8 protein-coding genes are annotated in these 14,177 nt (G+C 45.6%); 4 read left to right on the top strand and 4 right to left on the bottom strand.

The annotated features are described in order from the left end of the window. Positions 1-49: 49 nt before the first annotated feature. The 3 genes from CLV94_RS03830 to CLV94_RS03820 form a co-directional block, all read right to left on the bottom strand. On the bottom strand, positions 50-913 hold the full coding sequence (locus CLV94_RS03830; RefSeq protein ID WP_121375114.1) for a helix-turn-helix domain-containing protein: 864 nt from the start codon (positions 911-913) through the stop codon (positions 50-52). Between the two features lie 118 nt (positions 914-1,031). After that, the gene (locus tag CLV94_RS03825; protein ID WP_121375113.1) at positions 1,032-1,583 is read right to left on the bottom strand and encodes a T9SS type A sorting domain-containing protein; all 552 of its coding nucleotides are present in this window, start codon (positions 1,581-1,583) and stop codon (positions 1,032-1,034) included. A gap of 6 nt (positions 1,584-1,589) precedes the next feature. After that, positions 1,590-2,567 carry a hypothetical protein gene (locus CLV94_RS03820; RefSeq protein ID WP_121375112.1) on the bottom strand — a complete coding sequence of 326 codons (978 nt, stop codon included), beginning with the start codon at positions 2,565-2,567 and terminating at the stop codon, positions 1,590-1,592. 341 nt (positions 2,568-2,908) lie between these two features. Between CLV94_RS03820 and CLV94_RS03815 the strand changes: the two genes are divergently transcribed. The 4 genes from CLV94_RS03815 (at position 2,909) to CLV94_RS03800 (ending at position 10,866) form a co-directional block, all read left to right on the top strand. Beyond that, a complete protein-coding gene (locus CLV94_RS03815; RefSeq protein ID WP_121375111.1) occupies positions 2,909-3,232 on the top strand; it encodes a DUF6660 family protein in 324 nt (107 codons plus the stop codon). Between the two features lie 97 nt (positions 3,233-3,329). After that, positions 3,330-7,676, top strand: a complete 4,347-nt coding sequence (locus CLV94_RS03810) for a CusA/CzcA family heavy metal efflux RND transporter (RefSeq protein WP_121375110.1) — start codon at positions 3,330-3,332, stop codon at positions 7,674-7,676. Positions 7,677-7,683: 7 nt separating this feature from the next. Then, positions 7,684-8,949 (top strand): efflux RND transporter periplasmic adaptor subunit, encoded by a 1,266-nt coding sequence (locus CLV94_RS03805; protein ID WP_121375109.1) that lies wholly within the window; start codon positions 7,684-7,686, stop codon positions 8,947-8,949. Positions 8,950-8,964: 15 nt separating this feature from the next. Then, entirely contained in the window at positions 8,965-10,866 is a 1,902-nt protein-coding gene (locus CLV94_RS03800) for a heavy metal translocating P-type ATPase (protein ID WP_121375108.1), read from the top strand. Positions 10,867-10,935: 69 nt separating this feature from the next. Here the strand turns inward: CLV94_RS03800 and CLV94_RS03795 are convergent, their stop codons facing one another. Continuing rightward, on the bottom strand, positions 10,936-14,052 hold the full coding sequence (locus CLV94_RS03795) for a choice-of-anchor D domain-containing protein (RefSeq protein ID WP_121375107.1): 3,117 nt from the start codon (positions 14,050-14,052) through the stop codon (positions 10,936-10,938). Positions 14,053-14,177: the final 125 nt, after the last annotated feature.

Here is a 14,177-nt window from a genome sequence, read left to right as displayed (position 1 = left end):
CTTCTGGATGCAAGGGGAAGGATAGGACAAAAATAAAGTTGAATAGGACTTATTTGAAATTATGGCGGAAGGCTTCTGGCGAGAGGCCGATATGTTTTTTAAAGAAACGGATAAAATAGGAAACGTCTTCATAGCCAAGATTGTAGGCAATCTGGTTTACTTGGTTGGAGGTAGCGAGCAGCTGCCTTTTGGATTCTAACAGGAGGTGTTCGTTGATCAATTCGGAAGGCGTCTTGTCCATTACTGCTTTTGTGATGGAATTGAGCTGGTAGGCCGAAAGGTGCAGCAGGTCGGCATAATAAGAAACCTGCTTGTGCTGGGTGCTGTTGGCTTCGAGAAGGTCTAGGAACTTATCAAGCTGTTCTTGTACATAGGGATTGATAGCAGCAGCGCCGGTCTCTCTGTTTTTGCGGTGCCGGACGAGCTCGATAAAGAAAATGCTGAGGTTGGATTTGATGACTTCGTCATAGCCTTCTTGCTTGTCGGTATACTCTTTTAGGATAGCTGCAAGGATGGAATCTAGCTTTTGGAAAGTTTCGGAATCGAGCGAGCAGAAGTTCTTGTTGCTTGCCTTGCCCAACAGCCTTTGCGAGAGCTTGTTTTGGGAATAGAAAAAATCATTGCGGAATTGGATGAGGTATCCGGTGCTGCCTGCCTTTAAGGTGAGCTTATGCACCTGCCTCGGACGCATCAGGAACACGGAATGGTTGCAGACTTCATACGGCGTAAAGTCGATTTCATGGAAGCCCGTGCCGTTTTTAAGGACCAGGATAAAGAAGAAATCGTGCCTGTGGAGTTCTTGCACCATGTCTTTTTCTGCCAGCAGCTCTTGGATATCCCGTATGCTGAAGCCGCCGGACAGGCCGGGTTCTTTTTGGGTTTCGGGGATATGCCGTACCGGAATTTTATCCATATTACCAGATAGTGCTACAGGGTTGCTTTTATGAGATTCAAATATAGCAAAAAAATGGGTTGGCGTGTCGGGCTTAACGGGCCAATAAAAAAGCCCTGCATGGACAGGGCTTCTGTTTTTAGTTCTTGACTATTTTGTCTCGGAAGACTTGTCCGTCAGCGGTCTCTACCGTAATCAGGTAGATTCCAGAGGAATAGTTGCCGAGTTCTAATTGCAACGACGTTTCGTTTTTGGCTTCGTGCGTTGCGATCACTTTTCCGTCGAGCGTGGCCAGCGTTATTTTTGATAACTCTGCATGGTCTACAGAAAGGTTCAGTGTCGATTGTACCGGATTCGGGTAGGCCATAAGGGCTGAGATAGCGGCAGACTTGTCAGAGAGTCCCTGCTGTCTTGCTTTTGGCTTGCCGCATGGCGCAATATGAGCCAGAAACAAGGCACCCGATTTGATATAGACATCGTCTTTGAGCTCTACCAAGACTCCTGCACGAAGCGTGCTGTCGTAGCCCGGACTCACTCCATAGCCGGAGGAACCCACTACGGTATTGGAAGCCTGATGCAAGACAGGTGTGGTTGTTTCATAGGTAGTGAGGGTGATGTCGGGCACGCATCCTTGGGCCTGCAGCTGTACTGCCCCAAGAATGAAGGTCAGAAAGAGTATACATTTTCTCATAGCATCTTATTTTTTAGCGGCTAGGCTTTGTACCATTTCTCTCAATTCTTTCAGCTCTTCGGCTTGTTTTTCATTGATTTTGTTCTGCTCGATGATATAAAGCGTCAGTTCTTCTATTTTCTCTTGCTGGATTTTTGCCATCTCGCCTACAGAAATACCGTCTTGCTCGACTTGTTTTGCAGACGGCACATTCATAAGATGTCCTTTTTCGGCAATGTGCTGCTCTACTTCTTTTAGGGATGGAAGCTTGTAGCTTTCTTCAAAAACATAGTCGGCCCAGGTAGTGGCTACGCGGATTTCTTCTGCAAGAAGCCCTCCTTTGACGAAGAATTTATAGCCTGATACATCTACAGAGCCTGCTGTTGAAGGGAAATCTGTAACGTTGATTCCGACTTTTCCAGTTGCGAATTCTCCTTTGATAAGCGGATTAGGCTGGGAATAGTTGTAATTTTCTACGATAAAAGCGCCGTCTATAGTCTGGCTGAATCCGGATCGGATGCCCAAGAAAACGTTTCCTTCGCCTATGGCTCCTTCTCCTGCACCAGCGCCCACATAGACATTGTAGCCTCCTGAGCTGTTGTTTCCAGATTCAAGGCCTAGGAACGTGCTGTGCGTGTCGTTGTTTAAATAACCCGAATAGGCGCCCACGTAGGTATTGGAGTGCCCGTTGGTTTCATCTCCGGCAGCAATACCGACAAAGGTATTTGCAAATCCGGAACTGTTGCTTTGTCCGGCATAAGACCCTAGGAAGGTATTTCCCCAGTTGGCATTATACTTTCCGCTGAAGTTACCGATAAAGGTATTGTGGTTGCCCAATGTGTTGGTCATACCGGCTTCATATCCGTAATAGGTGTTTTGTCCGGCACCGCCGCTTCCCGCATTGAGCCCGCCGCTCGTTAAGAGGCTGTTGGATTGAACATTTTGCGCATTCGCAAATAAAACGCTTAGGCCAAACAGGCCAATGAATAGTGATTTGGATTTCATTTTACATAAAATTTAATAGGTTAATACTGTAAATTTAAATAATAAGAAGTACCGTTAATCGAAAGATAGGAAATGTAACAAATTCTCGTTTTGCGAATAATAAAGTAAGAAAAAAGTTAGTTTTTTGTTTGTAGTGTTCTGTTCTTCAATGTGTTGGTTTTTATAGTGGCTGTCGCATATTGTAGTGGTTTTGGCTGTAGTATTGGGTTGTGTGAGCTATCCGCAGCAAAATGGTATTGTTTTAGGGCTGCTTAGGCAAACCCTACCCGCTATAGGGTAGCTAGATGATTCTATAGCATTGATTTGGTTGTCTGTAAATTATTTTTTCCTACATTTACTCCATGAAACAAGCAAGGCATATACTAACGTCTATTTTATCAGTGTACCTGCTGGTATTGATGGTCTTGCCGTGCAATGATGCGCATGCGCATCCGGAATCGGCGGTCTTGTCTCATGTTTCGCAATTGCAGAACGAACAGCACCATGAAGATTTCTGTACGCCGTTTTGCATCTGCGCCTGCTGTACTACCCCGATTATCATGCAGTCGGTTGCTGTTTTTGAAGTGCCTTATTTTGAAAATTCCTATACAAAAACGCCAAGTTTTTACAAATCGATCGCATCCAGCTTCTTCGGGTCGATCTGGCAGCCGCCGCAATTAGTATAATGTTTTGCCGATGAGAGTCGGCTGATTTTTCGCGGGATTTCCGCAAACGAATCCGGATACTTTCGGATAGAATCAACATTATAGTAATTTATAATCTATGTTAGACAAGATTATCCATTTCAGCATCCATAATAAATTTATTATCGGACTGTTTACGCTGGCACTGGTCGTTGTGGGAGGCTATTCGCTTTACAACCTTCCGATCGATGCCCTGCCAGACATTACCAACAACCAAGTACAAGTCATTACGAGCTCACCTACTTTGGCTACGCAAGAAGTAGAGCAGTTTATCACCTATCCTATCGAACAGGCCGTAAAGCCAATTCCCAAAATCGTCGAATTGCGTTCCATCAGCCGTTTCGGGCTGAGCGTCGTGACCGTCGTTTTTGAAGAGGATGTAGACATCTATTGGGCCCGAGCCCAGATATCGGAACGCATCAAGGAGGCAGAGAATGCCATTCCGAAAAATGTAGGCACGCCCGAAATGGCACCTGTGAGCACGGGACTTGGGGAGATTTATCAGTATGTCGTATTTCCTAAAAAGGGCTACGAAGACCAATACAATGCGACCGACTTGCGTACCATCCAAGACTGGATCATCAAGCCGCAGCTGATCGGAACGCCGGGCGTAGCGGAAGTGAATACCCTGGGCGGCAACCTCAAGCAGTATGAGATTGCTGTGCAGCCCGACAAGTTAAAGAGCATGGATGTGACCATTCCTGAGATATTTGAGGCGTTGGAATCGAACAATGAGAATACGGGCGGCGCTTATATCGACAAAAAGCCGTACGCTTATTTTATACGCGGCATCGGGATGGTGAGCAATATCGACGACATCAGCAAGATTGTAGTAAAAAACCAGAACGGGATTCCGATCCTGATACGCGACATCGCAAAGGTACAGATAGGCAGCAGCATCCGCTATGGCGCCGTGACCAAAGATGGCAAAGGCGAAGAGGTGAGCGGCATGGTCATGATGCTCAAGGGCGAGAACAGCGGCGAAGTCGTCAAGAGAGTAAAGGAGAAGATGGAGCAGATCAAGAAATCGCTCCCAGAAGGAGTTTCTATCGAGCCTTTTATGGACCGTACGAAATTGGTCAACAAGGCCATCCATACGGTACAGACCAACTTGATTGAGGGAGCGCTTATCGTCATTTTTATATTGGTCTTACTGCTCGGAAACTGGCGTGCCGGACTGGTCGTGGCTTCCGTGATTCCGCTGGCCTTGCTGTTCGCAATCGCCATGATGCGGCTTTTCGGCGTAAGCGGCAACCTGATGAGCTTGGGAGCGATCGATTTCGGAATTATCGTCGACGGGGCGGTGATTATCGTAGAAGCCATCATCCACAGGCTGCAGGTCCGAAAAAAGGAGGTGCTTACTGCAGAACAGATGGACAATGAGGTATACCAAGCCTCCGTAAAAATAAGAAGCAGTGCGGCCTTTGGCGAGATTATCATCTTGATTGTCTACCTGCCGATCTTGGCGCTGGTCGGCATTGAAGGAAAGATGTTCAGCCCGATGGCACAGACGGTTTCGTTTGCCATCTTGGGAGCCTTTATACTTTCGCTTACCTATGTGCCGATGATGAGCGCGCTGGTCTTGAAAAAAGAGACAGGTCATACTAAAAATATAAGCGACAGGATTATTGAGGCGATTACGCGATTCTACAGTCCAATACTGCAGAAGGCGCTACAAATCAAAGGAATTGTCATTGCTGCGGCTGTAGGATTGTTTGCCGTATCGTTGTTCGTGTTCAGTTCGTTAGGGGGAGAGTTTATCCCTACGTTAGACGAAGGGGACATTGCAACCCATTTGATCATTGCCTCTGGCAGTTCGCTTTCGCAGGAAATCGAGGCGACAACCAAAGCGGAGCAGCTGCTCAAGGCCAAGTTTCCGGAAATCAAGATGGTGGTGACCAAGATAGGGAGCGCCGAAATTCCGACCGACCCGATGCCGATTGAGGCAGGAGACATGATTATCTTGCTGAAAGACCGAAAAGAATGGACATCGGCCAAGACCAAGGAGGAATTGATGGAGAAGATGGAAAAAGCCCTGCAGGATATTCCGGGCGCTACGACCGAATTCTCGCAGCCGATACAGATGCGTTTTAACGAGCTGATGACAGGCGTGCGGAGCGATGTGGCCGTCAAGATATTCGGAGACGATATCGACATGCTCGTGAGCAAGGGCGATGAGGCGCTGCAGCTGATTCAAGGCGTAGAAGGTGTTTCTGATGCCAAGCTCGAACGGGTTGCAGGACTGCCGCAGATCACGGTACGCTATAACAAAGACAAGCTGGCGCTTTACGGATTGAATATCGGCGACCTGAACAGAGTCATCCGCATCGGCTTTGCCGGAGAGGCGGCAGGGGTGATTTATGAAAAAGAAAAAAGGTTTGATCTGGTGGTGCGGCTGGAAGCCGACAGCCGACAGGATATCTCCAACTTGAAATCGTTGTTTATTACGCTGCCGTCTGGCAACCAGATTCCGCTGGAGCAGGTGGCCGATATTAAGTATGAAGATGGCCCGATGCAGATCAGCCGCGAGGATGGAAAGCGCAGGATTGTTGTCGGCTTTAACGTGAGAGGCAAGGACGTGAAGGGCGTTGTTGAAGAAATCCAGGCTAAGCTAGACAAGAGCCTCGTGCTTCCAGAGGGTTATTATACTACGTATGGCGGACAGTTTGAAAACCTGATCGACGCGAACAAGCGTTTGATGGTGGCGGTTCCGATCGCATTGGGACTGATTTTTATCTTGCTGTATTTTACTTTCAATTCCGTAAAACAGTCGCTCTTGATTTTTACGGCAATTCCGTTATCGGCCATCGGAGGCATTTTTGCCTTGTGGATTCGGGGCATGCCGTTCAGCATTTCGGCGGGAGTCGGATTCATCGCATTATTCGGGGTTTCGGTATTAAACGGAATCGTACTGATAGCCTATTTCAATCAATTAAAAAAAGAAGGAATGAACGATATTTATGAACGTATCAAAGAGGGAACCAAAGTAAGGCTGAGGCCAGTAATCTTGACAGCCTTGGTAGCGTCGCTGGGCTTTTTGCCGATGGCGATCAGCAGCAGTGCCGGAGCAGAAGTACAAAAGCCGTTAGCTACCGTAGTAATCGGCGGCTTGCTGACTGCAACGATCTTGACGCTGATTGTACTGCCGATCTTGTATTATTATTTTGAAAAAGGTTTTAAAAGGAACAAAAACACGACATTGCTCTCAATCGTAATCTTGGCGCTTTTTACGGCCAACGCCAACGCCCAAGAAGTTCCGAAAAGCCTCGATTTAAAACAAGCCATCGAGTCGGGAATAAAGAACAATTCGCTGATCCAATCGTCTGAGCTGGAGAGCAAGATGCAGTCGCAGCTAAAAGGTACTGCGTTTGACCTGCCGAAGACGGAAGTGACGGGAACGTTCGGACAGATCAATTCGAATGCACAGGATAAGAATTTCAGCATATCCCAAACGTTCAGTCCGTTTCAATATGGCGCAAGAAGAAAACTGCTGATCGAGAACAGCAACCTGAGCCAGCTGAAAGCGGGAGTGACCCGACAGGAAATTACGTTCAACATCCGTCAGTCATGGAATGCGATATTGTATTATTCTGAATTGAACAAGATGCTTTCTAGGCAGAACAGCCTTATGCAAAAGTTCGTGCGTTCGGCTTCGCTCCGTTTTGATACGGGCGAGGCGAACTCGCTGGAGAAAACGACGGCCGTGGCAAAGCAGCAGGAACTGGAACAACGCATCAAGCAGAACGAAGCCATGATCTGGGTCGAAAAATCCAAAATCAAGACTTTTTTGAATCGGAAAGAGGATTTTGCCGTGAGCGATACTGTCTTTGCAGCCTTGCCCTCGTTAACTGTTTTAGACAGTGCTTTGGTGAAGCAGAATCCGAACCTTAAGCTCGCCGCGGCACAAGTGAATGTGGCCGAAGCAAGCCGGAAAGTGGAGAAGGCGGCTCTATTGCCAGACCTTACGGCAGGCTATTTTATACAATCTTTCAAGGGAAGCCAGGAGGTGAACGGCGAAACGGTTTCGTATGACGGCTCGCTGCGTTTTCAAGGATTTTCAGTAGGCATCTCGCTGCCGATTTTTGCAGGAAGCAGTATTGCTAAGATACAGGCTTCTAAGACCAACATTGAAATGCAGCAGAAAAATGCCGACTATATGCAGTCGCAGCTGATCAATCAACACGAACAGCAGCTGCAGCAGCTGCATACGTTTCAGTCGCTGGTCGATTATTATAAAACCACAGCCTTGCCTAATGCCGACCTGATTACTAAAAATGCTGGAAAGGCGTATATGAATGGGGACATTTCTTATGTGGAATATGTGCAGGGGCTGGAGACGGCTTTGGGTATCCGAACGAATTATATCAATGCAGTAAATAACTTTAACCAGACTGTAATCAACTTGCAGTTTCTGGCGAATCAATAATATCAAGATGAACAGAAGAACTATAGTATACGGAAGCCTTGCGGCGATTGCGATTGCCCTGATTCTCTATTTTTCGCTCCGTCCTGCCGAAAATGACGGGCATAGTCATGGAGAAGCGACAACAGAAGCGAAACCAAAAGAACAGGCTCCTGTTAAAGAAGTAGAGCTGAACGAAGCGCAATACAAAGCCTCAGGAATCGAACTGGGGACTTTTGCGATGAAAAACTTAAGCGAGGTCGTGAATGCAAACGGCTATACCAAGCTGCCGCCTCAGAACCAGGCTGATGTTTCGGTACACATAACCGGAATCGTGAAGTCTATAAACGTCATCGAAGGGCAGTCCGTTAAAAAAGGACAGGTGCTGGCGACTATAGAAAGCCCGGAATTTGCTAAATTGCAGGAAGCCTACCTGACTTCGAAAAGCAATCTGGAATTCCTGACGCTGGAGTATGAAAGGCAGAAGACGCTGAGCGAAGAAAACGTGAATTCGAAGAAAGTCTTCCAGAAGACGAAGGCGGAATTTGAGATGGAAAAGGCAAGGCTCAGTTCTTTGAGACAGCAATTGGCGGTGCTCAACTTGAGCGGAAGCAACAGCCCGAGCTCGGTAATGCCTATCCTGGCTCCGATTTCAGGTTATATCACCGAAATCAACATCAAGATAGGAAGCAATGCGGAAGTGGGCAAGCCGCTGTTGAGCATTGTGGATAATTCGCAATTGCATGTCGACCTGCTGGTGTATGAAAAGGACTTGCAGAAGGTAAAGCCGGGGCAGAACATCCGATTCGTACTGACCAATCAGGACAATACGGAGATTAGCGGGAAGGTCTTTAATGTCGGCAAGGCTTTTGAGAACGAGACCAAATCGGTGGCAGTTCATGCCGATATTGCGAACAAGAGCCAGACGCTGATTCCGGGAATGTATGTCAATGCCTTGATTGATGTGGGTGCCAAAGACGTGCAGGCGCTTCCGGTAGAGGCCGTGATAAAGGCGGAAGGAAGGGAATTTATCTTTATACTGGAAGAGGGACATGAAGAAGCCTCGCATGATAAAGAAGAGGGGCATTCGCATGAGGATGGGCATGCCCATGAAGAGGCGGGAAAGATGTTCCATTTTCAGCGTATCGAAGTAAAAACGGGCACTTCGCAATTGGGATTCGTACAGGTTTCGGTCTTGCAGAAAATTGATGCCGACGCCAAAATCGTCTTGAAAGGAGCATATTATATCCAGAGCCACCTGCTGAAAAGCGAGGGGGGCGGAGGCCACCAACATTAACCTAAAAATACAACTATGGCACACGATCATAGCGAAATAGGGCATTCGCACAGCCACGACAGCCAATGGAAAACGTATTTTCCGGCTGCAGCCAGCTTCTTGCTTTTGGTGTCGGGAATCTTGCTGGAACAAACCGAAGCGGCATTTTTCAGCTATCCGGTTACGCTTGTCTGGTATATTGCTGCTTACCTTTTGGTGGGATTGAAAGTCAATTATCAAGCGGTAAAGGAAATCCGGAACGGCAATATCTTTTCAGAGTTTTTCCTAATGTCCATTGCCACGATAGGTGCCTTCTTGATTGGAGAATATTCAGAAGGTGTCGCTGTCATGCTTTTTTATGCGATAGGGGAGCTGTTTCAAGATGCTGCAGTCGAAAGGGCACAGCGGAGCATCAAGGCCTTGCTGGACATCCGTCCTGATGAGGTGACTGTAATTCGCAATAATGAGCCTGTAGTAGTCAATCCGTCAGAAGTAAACCTAGGTGAGATTATCCAGATAAAGCCGGGTGAGAAGGTCGCTTTGGATGGGGAATTGTTATCCGAAACGGCCGCTTTTAATACGGCTGCCCTGACAGGAGAAAGCAAGCCGGATACCAAAACAAAAGGGGAGGCGGTCTTGGCGGGCATGATCAATCTGCAGACTTTAGCGGATGTAAAAGTCACAGCTTTATTCAAAGACAGCAAGCTTTCTCGAATATTGCAGATGGTGCAGGAGGCGACGGCCCGGAAATCAAAAACACAGCTTTTTATTTCAAGGTTCGCCAAGGTCTATACGCCGATTGTGGTCTTCTTGGCTATTGCGATTGTCTCACTGCCGTATCTTTTTGTAGCAAACTATGTTTTTAACGACTGGCTGTACCGCGGGTTGGTTTTCTTGGTGATTTCTTGTCCGTGTGCCTTGGTCATTTCGATTCCGCTGGGTTATTTTGGAGGTATCGGACTGGCTTCGCGAAACGGCATCTTGTTTAAGGGAAGCAATTATCTCGACGTAATGACAAAAGTAGACACGGTGGTCATGGACAAGACGGGAACGTTGACGAAAGGTGTTTTTGAAGTGCAGGAAGTGATAGCTCATACGATTGATAAAGACAAGCTGGTAGTTTTGACGGCGGCTTTGGAAAGCAAGTCGACGCATCCTATTGCACATGCGATTGTCCGTTATTCAAAAGACAGTTATAAATCCGTTTCGGTTTCAGATGTGGAAGAAATTGCGGGGCACGGACTGTCAGGTACAGTCGAAGGCAGAAAAGTACTGGCCGGAAACCTGAAATTGCTTAAAAAATATGGTATTGCGTACGACAAGGCTATCGAATCGAAAGTGGAAACTATAGTTGTCATAGCCGTTAATGATGAATATGTAGGCTATTTTACGATTGCAGACGAGCTGAAAGAAGATGCTCACGTTGCTATTTCGAGACTGCATGAGCTGGGTATCAAAACTGTCATGCTGAGCGGCGACAAGCAGAGCATCGTAGATAAGGTAGCGCAAGCGTTGCAGATTGATGCGGCTTATGGCGACTTGCTTCCGGAGAACAAAGTTGAAAAAGTACAGGAATTGAAGGATAAAGGAAGGACGATAGCTTTTGTCGGCGATGGCGTAAATGATGCTCCCGTGATAGCGCTTGCCGATGCTGGAATTGCCATGGGTGGACTGGGAAGCGATGCTACGATTGAAACCGCAGACATCGTAATCCAGAACGACCAGCCGAGCAAGATTGCTTCTTCGATACAAATAGGCAAGGTGACAAGAAGAATCGTCATGCAGAATATTACGCTGGCTTTTGGCGTAAAAGTGGTCGTGCTTATTTTAGGAGCCGGCGGACTGGCTACGTTATGGGAAGCGGTTTTTGCCGATGTAGGCGTGGCACTGCTGGCTATATTAAATGCAGTCAGGATCCAAAGGATGAGAATATATTAAATAGAGAAACCATCAATTTAATTGATGGTTTCTTTTTATGCTTGCTGGGCAAGTTCAATAAGAGCGGTCTTATTTTATAGCTACTTTTTTAGTAGTTGTAGTGTTCCCAGATTTGATAACAACGATGTAGATTCCTTTTTGAGAAGTTCCTAAATCGATAACTTCTTGAGAAGCTACTTTTTTAGAAAGGATGTTTTTTCCTAAAGAATCGAATACAGTGATATCTGCATTTTCACCTGCAAAATCCAATTGGAATTGGCCATTGCTAGGGTTTGGATATAATTTTACTTCGTTGTTCAAGGCTGCAGTACCTTTTTTAACTTCTGCAGCTGCTCTTGGAGAAGTACCGTAGCAAGTCCAAGCTACGTCGTCAATGATTACACGGTTACCGCTGTTTCTGATTTCGATTGTAGCGTTTCCAGATACGTTGATAGCTTGAGAATAAGTAGCTGTAGCAGTTGAAGTAACATTGATATCAGCACCGTATTGTACACCGTTAACGAAAACTTTCAATACAGAATCACCTGTAAAAACTCTTTGGTAGTTGAAAGACAATGTACCGATACCTGTTGTGATAAAAGTCGTATTTGTCAAAGTACCTACTCTTAAGGCAATAGCGTCACCGTTTAAATCTTGGTCAGTTCTAGCGTCAGTTGCAGACCAATTGATACCATTGTTTCCTGTCCAAGTTCTAGTAGCATAAGAACTAGCGCTGCTTCCTAAGTTAGAGAAAGTTTCTGTACCTCCAACACATGGAGCGCCAGTAGTCAAGATCTCGTCGTTTGCAGGCGTTGCAGCATATAGAGGACCTCCGATACATTCAGCATTGTATGGATATACAGTGATAGAATAGTTAGTATTAGCAGTCAATCCAGAAAGGGCAAAGTTTGCATTTGTACCTACATAAACTACTTTTCCTGCACCTAACATATCATTTACTTGGTAAGCTGTTCCGTTAACTGGAGCAGTAACTACACCAGTTGTACTAATCATGGCAAGATATCCAGTAGCTGTAACACCAGAAACTGCAACAGAAGCGGTAGTATCAGTAATGTTAGAAGAAGCGATAACAGCAGTTCCAACTGGAGCCACACAGTTTTCTTGAGCGCTAGCCTTAAGGTCGATTACGCAAGAACCTTCGTTTGCATCATTGCTTACTACAGTAAGTGTTCCAAGTTTGTTTCCTAAAGTAGCACTGTTGAATTTTACTTCAACCTCAATTGCGCTTGAAGGCACTAATGTGAAAGGAACCGATGGATTAACGATAGAATAGTTAACAGCATCGCTTAACGTAAGAGCGCTAACTTCTAGATCTTGAGTACCTAAGTTTTCAATAGTAAAGATGATTACTTTGTCTGTGCTAGGCAATACCGCACCAAAATCAATTGTAAAGTCGCCACATGATTTCAAGATCAATTCGCTGTCTGATAACTGCAATTCTGGACCATCAGGTGTCGTGTAGCAATTCCAAGACAAATCGTCGATAATTGTTCTGTTTCCGCTGTTTCTGATTTCGATAGTAATCGGACCAGAAAGATCGATAACTTGAGAGTAAGCAGTAGTTACGTCAGAAGTAACATTGATATCAGCACCGTATTGTGTTCCGTTTACGAATACTTTTAATACAGAATCACCGCTGAAAACTCTTTTGTAGTTGAAGTTCAACGTTCCGATACCTCCAGCAACAGGAGTCGTGTTGGTAAGAATTCCAGTTCTCAAAGCGATAGCGTCTCCAGTTAGATCTTGGTCGTTTCTAGAGTCAGTTGCAGACCATGTCACGCCATTATCACCTGTCCAAGTTCTTGATGTGTATGTGCTAGAAGCAGTTCCTAAGTTTGAGAACGTTTCGTTTCCACCGATACATGGAGCAGCAGTAGTTGTGAAAGTTTCGTTAATCGAAGCTTCTGTGTAGTATAATGGACCTCCAGTACAATCTGTATTGTTGTAAGGGAATACGAAAAGGTAGTATGGCGTGTTTTCTGTAAGGCCAGTAAGAGAGAAGTTGGCACTAGTTCCGTTATACGCTACTGTTCCGCCTCCAAGGCTGTCACCTACGTTGTAGCTTGTAGCGTTAGCTGGAGCAGCAGATAAAGTACTTGAAGTAGAAAGAACAGCAAGATATTTGTCAGCTGTCGCGCTAGTTACCGCTGCGTCAGCAGAAGCGTAAGCGATATTCGAAACAGTAACGTCGGCACCTGTAATAACTGGCGCAACACATGGCTGAAGAGCAGTTCCAGTCAAATTAACTACGCAAGAAGCTTCATCAGCGTCATTGCTTGCAATAGTCAGTGTAGAAATCTTGTTTCCAGCAGCAGCGCCTTGGAAACGAACCAAAACCAATCCTGAACCTGAAGGAGCAACCGTAAAAGGTACTGATGGTGAAATAATAGTGAAATCTGTAGTGTTGCTTAATGTCAAAGCAGTCACGTTCAAGGCAGAAGTGCCAAGGTTTTTAACAGAGAAAACTGCATCGTGATATTGGCCTACAGCGTGAGAACCAAAATCAACAGCTAAGCTTCCGCACTCACGGTTTGTCCCAGCTGCATCTGCTAATTGAAGTTCTGGACCAGCAACAGCTGAGTAGCAGTTCCATGATAAATCGTCAACAATAGTTCTGTTACCGCTGTTTCTGATTTCGATAACTACGTTTCCAGAAACATTGATGGCTTGTGAGAATGTAGTTGCAGTAACATCAGAAGTAACAGCGATGTCACCACCGTACTGAACTCCATTAACAAATACTTTTAAAGTGGAATTTCCAGAGAAAACTCTTTTGTATTTGAAAGAAAGCGTACCGATACCGTTCGCTACAGTACTAGTGTTTTTTAAAGTACTTGTTCTTAAAGCGATAGCATCGCCTGTAAGATCTTGGTCAGTTCTTGCGTCTGTTGCAGACCAAGCTACACCGTTGTCGCCTGTCCATGTTCTGGTTGCATAAGTACTAGAAGCAGCACCTAGGTTTGAAAAGGTTTCAGAACCACCGCCTGTACATTCGAAGAAATTCCAAGCAAAAGAAGCAGAAGGATTAAAAAGGTTGAATCCTTGGAATGGATTTGCAAGCATTGCTGCAGTAGAAGCTGTAGAAACATTCGTGGTTTGCAGGCTGTTGGCAGAAGACGATTTCCCAAAGGAAAGCCCCGACATGCTTGCGAATACTAAAGCTAATAAAAATCGTTTTTTAAACATAATTATAAAATTTAAGATTGGAAGGAAATCGTTTTATAAAGGATATTATACCTGCAGGGTTTATCGCTTTAACATTCCAAATTTAATTTTAATAATTTTTGAAGAACGGATTTTTAGAATAAGGA

The sequence above is a fragment of the Flavobacterium endophyticum genome (genome assembly GCF_003634455.1).
Taxonomy (GTDB): Bacteria; Bacteroidota; Bacteroidia; order Flavobacteriales; family Flavobacteriaceae; genus Flavobacterium; species Flavobacterium endophyticum.
The sequence above is the reverse complement of the archived record's forward strand: the minus strand, read 5'-3'. Positions and strand labels throughout refer to the sequence as shown.

Bases quoted from the DNA above. Each gene is read 5' to 3' on its own strand.
- CLV94_RS03830 (WP_121375114.1), bottom strand. From the start codon at position 913: ATGGATAAAATTCCGGTACGGCATATCCCCGAAACCCAAAAAGAACCC.
- CLV94_RS03825 (WP_121375113.1), bottom strand. From the start codon at position 1,583: ATGAGAAAATGTATACTCTTTCTGACCTTCATTCTTGGGGCAGTACAG.
- CLV94_RS03820 (WP_121375112.1), bottom strand. From the start codon at position 2,567: ATGAAATCCAAATCACTATTCATTGGCCTGTTTGGCCTAAGCGTTTTA.
- CLV94_RS03815 (WP_121375111.1), top strand. From the start codon at position 2,909: ATGAAACAAGCAAGGCATATACTAACGTCTATTTTATCAGTGTACCTG.
- CLV94_RS03810 (WP_121375110.1), top strand. From the start codon at position 3,330: ATGTTAGACAAGATTATCCATTTCAGCATCCATAATAAATTTATTATC.
- CLV94_RS03805 (WP_121375109.1), top strand. From the start codon at position 7,684: ATGAACAGAAGAACTATAGTATACGGAAGCCTTGCGGCGATTGCGATT.
- CLV94_RS03800 (WP_121375108.1), top strand. From the start codon at position 8,965: ATGGCACACGATCATAGCGAAATAGGGCATTCGCACAGCCACGACAGC.
- CLV94_RS03795 (WP_121375107.1), bottom strand. From the start codon at position 14,052: ATGTTTAAAAAACGATTTTTATTAGCTTTAGTATTCGCAAGCATGTCG.